Origin of the sequence: Peptostreptococcus sp. MV1, assembly GCF_000758885.1 — a bacterium.
Taxonomy (GTDB): Bacteria; Bacillota; Clostridia; order Peptostreptococcales; family Peptostreptococcaceae; genus Peptostreptococcus.
Window position 1 is genome coordinate 44,425 of sequence record NZ_JRNB01000083.1, and the last position, 6,176, is coordinate 50,600.

Sequence of the window (6,176 nt, forward strand, 5' to 3'; positions counted from 1 at the left end):
CATGTATACATATTTGATGACGATAATGTTATTCTGTGTGGGTGTAGTAGTTACTTTGATTTCTATACCTATGATAAGTAAAATGCTAGATAGAAGTGGTATGATAAGACAAAATTATAGGGGAGATATGATACCAGTAGGTTTGGGTATTGCTTTTATACCTGCCCTTGTGATTAATTCTCTTATACTGATATATTCTAATATTGTTCCAGATAAGATATTGTTGGTTTATATGCTTTTGTTTGCTTCTATAGCTATGTCATTTGCAGGAATTATTGATGACAGCCTAGGAAATAGAGATGTAACTGGTTTAGTAGGTCATTTCAAGGCACTGTATAGGGGCAAATTGACAACGGGTGCATTTAAGGCCCTTCTAGGAGGCTTTGTTGGGTTGACAATAGCTGTTACTATTAGTAAATCTATACCTAATATAATAGTTGCAACCTTGTTAGTGGCCTTGTCAACAAATATGATGAATTTATTTGACTTGAGACCAGGTAGGGCAATAAAAGTCTACATTATTTTATCCATAATAATATTTATCGCAAGTTCAAAATTTGAAAGAGAAGTAATGATGTTGATAGTACCAGCAGTGCTTGCATATTTCTACTTTGATTTAAAGGCCTTGACTATGATGGGTGATGCTGGATCAAATGTTTTAGGTGTTTCATTAGGTGTCTTTATAGTGTCTTCGTTTAATCTGCCAGTTCAAATAGTTTGTCTGATACTTTTGGTACTGATTCACGCATTAACAGAAAAGTTTTCTCTAACTAAGATTATCGAACAAAACAAGATTTTAAATTACATAGATAGGTTGGGAAGGGGTTTGTAAATGATTAGTAAAAGATTAGCCAAGGTTGTTGAAATTATAAGCCAGAATGACTTAATAGAGGATATAAGAGTCGATATAAAAGGTAGTATAGAAAAAGCCTACAACTATGTACAGTTGACTGGACCAGTGGCTATAGGAGATGAGGTAATAGTAAATACTACCGCAGTAGAATTGAGCCTTGGTACAGGGGGGTTTCATTTTGTGATATCTAATTTTAATCAACCTGAATCAAAGTTCACACAAGGTGGTCATATTATGAAACTGAGATATACTCCTTTTCAGATAAAGGTTGATTCTGTTGAGGAACAGGGCAGTCCATATCACGATATCTTTAATGATTTTGTCTGCTTGGACGGTATGCCGGTAGCTGTTGGAGCCCTGCATAGTATAGTTCCAGTATTTGCAGCTACATTCAAGAGGATGTGCCCAGATAAGAGGCTGGTATATATAATGTCGGATGGTGCAGCCCTTCCTATGGCCTTTAGCAAGAATGTTGATAATTTGAAGAAGATGGGACTAATAGATAATACAATAACATATGGCAATGCTTTTGGCGGTGATTATGAGTGTATAAATATTTATACTTCCCTGATAACTGCCAAGGAAATATGTAAGGCTGACTGTGTCTTGGTGGCCATGGGACCGGGTATAGCTGGTACAGGTACCAAGTATGGCTTTAGTGGTATTGATCAGGCAGTGATTATAGATGCGGTTGAAAAGTTGAATGGTAGGTCATACATTATACCTAGGATTAGTTTTGCTGATAAGAGATCTAGACATAAGGGTATATCACATCATACTCTTACCATATTGAGTGAAATAACTAATAAGGCCACAAATTTAGTCATTAATTCCTTGTATGAGCCTAATAAATTAAGTATAATAAAAGAGCAAATCCTATTAAATAGTGTTGCTGAAAAACATAGGGTCGACTTTGAAAAGTACGACAAAACGAAAGCAGACCTAGAACATTATGGTTTGAAGGTTAAGAGTATGGGTAGGTCTTATGATGAGGATGAGGAATTCTTTGTTGCAGCATCTACGGTTGCATATAGGATATCTAAGCTTTTTTAGTTGGAGCTTCGGTGAAAATTTCTAGTATTTAATATATATTAAGATTGGTAAAATATAGTTTGAATAGGAGGGTACTATGGCTGATTTGTATGATAATGTGTTAAATAGTGTAAAATACATTAAAAAGAGTTATATGGGTGATATAGATATAGCCCTAATATTGGGGTCAGGTCTATCATATTTGGTAGAACAATTTGAAAACAAGATTGAACTAGCCTATAAGGATATACCAAATTTTCATACATCTCAAGTAGAGGGTCACGAAAATACTTTGGTAATAGGTGATTTTTGCGGTAAAAAGGTATTGGCCATGAAGGGGAGGTTTCACTACTATGAGGGCTATAGTCAATCAGATATTACTTATCCGATAAGAGTTTTTAAAGGGCTAGGAATCGACAAAATATTAGTAACTAATGCTGCTGGCGGATGTAATGAGGACTTCAAGCCAGGAGATTTGATGCTTATAAGGGACCATATTAATTTTAGCGGGTCTAATCCTTTGATTGGTCCAAATGACGATAGGTTGGGGACTAGGTTTCCGGATATGACCAAGGCCTATGATCCACAAGGTCTTGAGTTGATGAAAAAGTGCGCAGGTGAATTGGGGTTCGATGTTCAAGAGGGAGTTTATATGTTTTTCTCAGGCCCTAGCTATGAAACGCCTGCAGAGGTAAGGTTAGCGGGAATTTTGGGGGCTGATGCTGTAGGAATGTCAACAGTCCCAGAAGTAATTGTGGCCAGGTATTGTGGTATGAAGGTATTTGGAATATCATGCATCACCAATATGGCGGCAGGTATCACGGGGGAAAATTTGAATCATGAGGAAGTGATAGATACTACAGATAGGGTAAAATCAAAATTCTCTTCCTTAGTTAAATTATTTATAGAGAAAGTTTAAGATGGAGGATTGGTATATTGAGTACAAATAATGCTAAGAATAAGCGAAATAAAAAAAATACGAAGAAAACTAAGCATAGGCCAAGAATTAGGATTTTTAGGTTGGTAATTTTGCTATTTATTTTGATAGGAATGCTTTCCTTGGGTGGCAACCTATATTATAAGTATGCCTCAAAGGCTGTAAATCCAAATGCAACCGCCAGCAAGATTGTAGATATACCTGCAGGTGCAAATGTAAAGCAGATTGCATCCATATTGAAAGAGCAGGATATGATTAAAAACAAGAGGGTATTCGTATCAAATGTAAAGGATACTGGCAAGGCAGAGCAGATAAAATCGGGTAAGTACAAATTATCTCAAAATATGTCGAATGACCAGATTATTGATAAATTACTAAGAGGAAAAATATACCAAGACGGGATTAAAGTTACAATACCAGAAGGTAGTATATCTACTGAAATAGTAAATATACTAGTGAAGAAGAAACTTGGTGACAGAGAAAAATTTGTTAAACTATTTAGGTCACCTAGTCAGTTTTCTGACAAGTACAGTTTTTTAAAGGACAAGAGAATATCTACACTTGAAGGTTTCCTATATCCAGAAACTTACTATTTCAAGAAGGGTATCAGCGAAAAAGATATTTTTGACAAGATGATTAGTGAGTTTGACAAAAAATACAAGCAGAATATAAGCGCTAACGTTGCTAAAAATAAGTACAATTTTTATGATACTATCATAATGGCATCTATAGTAGAAAAGGAGGCTGTAAAGGATGAGGATAGACCTATTATAGCTAGTGTATTCTACAATAGGTTGGCCAAGAATATGAGGCTTCAGTCTGATGCAGTACTCCAGTATGGTCTACCAGAGAGAAAAGGTAAGGTCCTATATGCAGATTTGAAGGTCAAGTCTCCATACAATTTGTATTTAAATGATGGACTACCACCAACACCTATAGCTAGTCCTGGTATAAAGTCAATGATAGCAGCGTCTAGACCTAGCAAGACAGATTATTTGTACTTTGTAACAAATGTCAACGGTGTAAATTCATATAGCAAGACTTTTGATGATCATAGTAAGAATGCTGATAAGTATCATAAAGAAAGAGATGCACAAGAAAAATCTGAACAGGACAAGAAAACTGAAACAGACAAGGGAACACAGGCTAGTTATAGCAATGACAAAAAAACAAAAACTAACTCGGAAACGGGTAAAACAAACTAGATTGTGACTGTATTGCAGGGAGGGTAAGCTTCCCTGCTTTTTAAAGGAGTGAATTAGGTGAGTAATATTGTTAATGACAAGGTGGAAAATTATATAAGAGAAACTTTAAGGCCCAGCCAAGGACTATTGAGAGAATTGGAAGTATATGCGGAGGAAAACTCTGTACCTATAATCCATAAGGAAGTTGCAGATCTATTAAGGGTTTTATTGAAGTTGAAAAAACCAAAGAAGATATTAGAGTTGGGATGTGCTATAGGATATTCATCTTTGCTTTTTGCCGATGTATTAGATGGGGATGTAGAAATAGTAACTACTGAAAGAAATCCAGTAATGTTGGAAAGGGCCCAAGAGAACATAAAGAAGGCCGACATGGAGGATAGGATAAAAATATTGGTTGGTAACGCAGAGGATACACTAAAGGATATTGAAGGAAACTTTGACATGATCTTCATAGATGCTGCCAAGGGGCATTACAAGCTGTTTTTTGATATGCTGATAGACAAACTAAACCACGGTGGTATAGTAGTGTCTGACAATATCCTATATAAGGGCATGATTGCCAGTGATGACTATGTAGTCAGAAGAAAGAAGACTATCGTTAAAAGGATGAGGACATATCTAGATTATATATGTGATTTAGAGGGTATAAGTACATCGTTGATACCTATAGGTGATGGATTGGCTATATCTTACAAGGAATAGGTATTTAAAATAATATTGATTATATAGTTATGGTCTACACAAATAGACCGTGTGTGTGAATACAAGCTAGTAAAAATAATGAAAAGGATGGTATAAATGGAAAGAGTAGAATTATTAGCTCCTGCAGGAGATTTAGAGAGATTAAAGATTGCTATAGAGTACGGTGCAGACGCCGTTTACCTGGGTGGCGAAAATTTTGGTATGAGGACAGCTGCAAAGAACTTCTCAAATGAAGATATAAGAGAAGGGGTAAAGTTTGCCCATGCTAGGGGTAAAAAGGTATTTGTAACAGTAAATATAATACCTCATAATGAAGATTTTGAAGGATTGGAAGAATACCTAATAGAATTGGAAAAGGCTGGTGTAGATGCACTTATAGCATCAGATCCAGGTGTGATATCGGTCATCAAGGCAAGAGTGCCTAATATGGAAATCCACCTGAGTACCCAGGCCAATACTACAAACTACCATAGTGCAAACTTCTGGTACCAGCAGGGGGTAAAGAGGGTTGTTATAGCTAGGGAACTGTCATTTAAGGAAATAAGGGAGCTTAGAGACCATATACCAGCTGATATGGATGTAGAGGCCTTTATGCACGGGGCAATGTGTATATCATATTCAGGAAGGTGCCTGATCAGCAACTATATGACAGGCAGGGATGCAAATAGGGGTTCATGTGCCCAGTCATGTCGTTGGAAGTACAGTTTGGTGGAAGAGAAGAGACCGGGCGAATACTTCCCTGTATACGAGGACGAAAGGGGTACCTTCTTCTTTAATTCAAAGGACCTATGTATGATTGAATATATACCTGAGCTAATAGATTCGGGTATCACGAGCTTGAAGATTGAGGGTAGGATGAAGACTGCCTACTATGTGGCAACAGTTGTCAGAGCCTATAGGATGGCCATAGATGCCTACTACGAAAAGGGAGCTGACTGGAAGTTTGATCCAATGTGGCTAGATGAATTAAAGAAGGGTAGCCATAGACATTTTACTACAGGTTTTTACAATGACAAGCCTGGTCATGAGGAACAGAATTACGCATCTGCATCATATGTAAGAAATTTTGACTTTATAGGCATAGTTGTAGATGGACCTGATCAGGAAGGATATGTGACTGTAGAACAGAGGAACAAGATGGTGGTTGGAGACAAGATTGAGATAATCGGACCGTATACAAAGACTATTGAAACAGAAATTACTGAGATGTTTGATGAGGGTATGACACCTATTACAGAAGCTCCTCATCCAAGACAGTTGGTAAAGATGAGACTTCCAGAGAATGTTGGTGTCAACTTTATGCTTAGGAAGGCTATAGAAGAGAAATAGTTAGTATTTTACATAGTGCAATAGACTAATAAAAAAAATATATTTAGTGGTATAGGAAAAGATATTGGTTCTTTGTCAACTAGCGTTGATGAATAAAATCCGAAATTTATGCGACAGC

General features: G+C 36.6%; 6 protein-coding genes. All 6 read left to right on the forward strand.

The genetic code is table 11. The features are described from left to right. Window position 1: 1 nt before the first annotated feature. The 6 genes from HMPREF1639_RS06195 to HMPREF1639_RS06220 all read left to right on the forward strand — a co-directional run bounded on the left by HMPREF1639_RS06195 (window position 2) and on the right by HMPREF1639_RS06220 (window position 6,058). Window positions 2–832, forward strand: a complete 831-nt coding sequence (locus HMPREF1639_RS06195) for a glycosyl transferase (protein ID WP_036764497.1) — start codon at window positions 2–4, stop codon at window positions 830–832. After that, window positions 833–1,906: a DUF3866 family protein gene (locus HMPREF1639_RS06200; protein WP_036764499.1), complete on the forward strand. Its 1,074-nt coding sequence runs from the start codon at window positions 833–835 to the stop codon at window positions 1,904–1,906. Between the two features lie 76 nt (window positions 1,907–1,982). Continuing rightward, a complete protein-coding gene (locus HMPREF1639_RS06205) occupies window positions 1,983–2,804 on the forward strand; it encodes a purine-nucleoside phosphorylase (RefSeq protein WP_036764501.1) in 822 nt (273 codons plus the stop codon). Between the two features lie 17 nt (window positions 2,805–2,821). Continuing rightward, window positions 2,822–4,027, forward strand: a complete 1,206-nt coding sequence (gene mltG, locus HMPREF1639_RS06210) for an endolytic transglycosylase MltG (protein WP_036764503.1) — start codon at window positions 2,822–2,824, stop codon at window positions 4,025–4,027. 57 nt (window positions 4,028–4,084) lie between these two features. Continuing rightward, entirely contained in the window at window positions 4,085–4,729 is a 645-nt protein-coding gene (locus HMPREF1639_RS06215; RefSeq protein ID WP_036764505.1) for an O-methyltransferase, read from the forward strand. 96 nt (window positions 4,730–4,825) lie between these two features. Beyond that, entirely contained in the window at window positions 4,826–6,058 is a 1,233-nt protein-coding gene (locus HMPREF1639_RS06220) for a peptidase U32 family protein (protein WP_036764507.1), read from the forward strand. The last annotated feature ends 118 nt before the right edge of the window (window positions 6,059–6,176 follow it).